Source organism: Streptosporangium sp. NPDC023615 (genome assembly GCF_040640155.1).
Lineage (GTDB): Bacteria > Actinomycetota > Actinomycetes > Streptosporangiales > Streptosporangiaceae > Streptosporangium.
Genome location: NZ_JBFABE010000183.1, coordinates 1 through 1,206 on the forward strand (window position 1 = coordinate 1; position 1,206 = coordinate 1,206).

General features: G+C 71.9%; 1 protein-coding gene. It reads right to left on the reverse strand.

The genetic code is table 11. The annotated features are described in order from the left end of the window. Positions 1–1,206 (reverse strand): polyketide synthase (locus AB0G16_RS38795; protein ID WP_362816035.1); only part of this gene is annotated, 1,206 nt, incomplete at both ends.

A 1,206-nucleotide genomic window follows, 5' to 3' on the forward strand; every position in this document is an offset into this window, starting at 1 on the left:
TCGACACCTCGGGCTGAGCACGCAGATGCGCGGCCAGCCGGGCGGCCTGGTCGCGTACGGCCTGGGGGGTCTTGCCCGACAACAACCACGCCACCGGATCGTCCTGGTTCGGTGCGCTGTCCTGGGTGGGGGCGGTGGGCTCCTCGGCGGGTGCCTGCTCCAGGATCACATGCGCGTTCGTCCCACCCAGGCCGAAGGAGGAGACCGCAGCGCGGCGGGGGGCTCCGGTCTCGGGCCAGTCCTTGCGTTCGGTCAGCAGCTCGACCTGACCCGCCGTCCAGTCGACATGCGGTGACGGCTCGTCGACGTGCAGCGTCCTGGGCAGCACGCCGTGCCGCATGGCCTGCACCATCTTGATGAGGCTGGCCGCTCCGGCCGCCGACTGCGTGTGGCCGAGGTTGGACTTCGTGGAGCCGATGTAGAGAGGGCGGCCGTGAGGCCGGTCCTGGCCGTAGGTGGCGATCAGGGCCTGCGCCTCGATGGGGTCGCCGAGCCGGGTGCCGGTGCCGTGGGCTTCGACGGCGTCGATGTCGGCGAAGCCGAGCCCGGCGTCGGCCAGGGCCTGGCGGATGACGCGTTCCTGGGAGGGGCCGTTGGGGGCGGTCAGGCCGTTGGAGGCACCGTCCTGGTTGACGGCCGAACCGCGGACCACGGCCAGGATCCGGTGGCCGTTGCGGCGGGCGTCCGAGAGCCGTTCCACCAGAAGGAGGCCGACGCCTTCCGCCCAGACGGTGCCGTCGGCCGCGGCGGCGAACGCCTTGCAACGGCCGTCGGGCGCCAGACCGCGCTGCCGGGAGAACTCGCTGAACGTGAGCGGTATGGACATCACGGTCGCCCCGCCGGCAAGGGCGAGGTCGCACTCGCCCTTGCGCAGCGCGTTGACGGCCAGATGCAGCGCCACCAGCGACGACGAGCACGCCGTGTCGATCCCGACCGCAGGCCCTTCCAGACCGAACGTGTACGAGACGCGCCCCGAGGCGATGCTCCCCGGGGTACCGCTGGCGACGTAGCCCTCGACGTTTTCGGGGACGTTCAGCAGGGCACTCGCCGCATACCCCTGGTACATGAGTCCGGCGAAGACGCCGGTGCGGGTGCCGCGCAGGGTGGTGGGGATGATGCCGGCGTGTTCGAAGGCCTCCCAGCTGGTTTCGAGCAGGAGGCGTTGCTGGGGGTCGGCGGCCAGGGCCTCGCGGGGGGACATGCCGA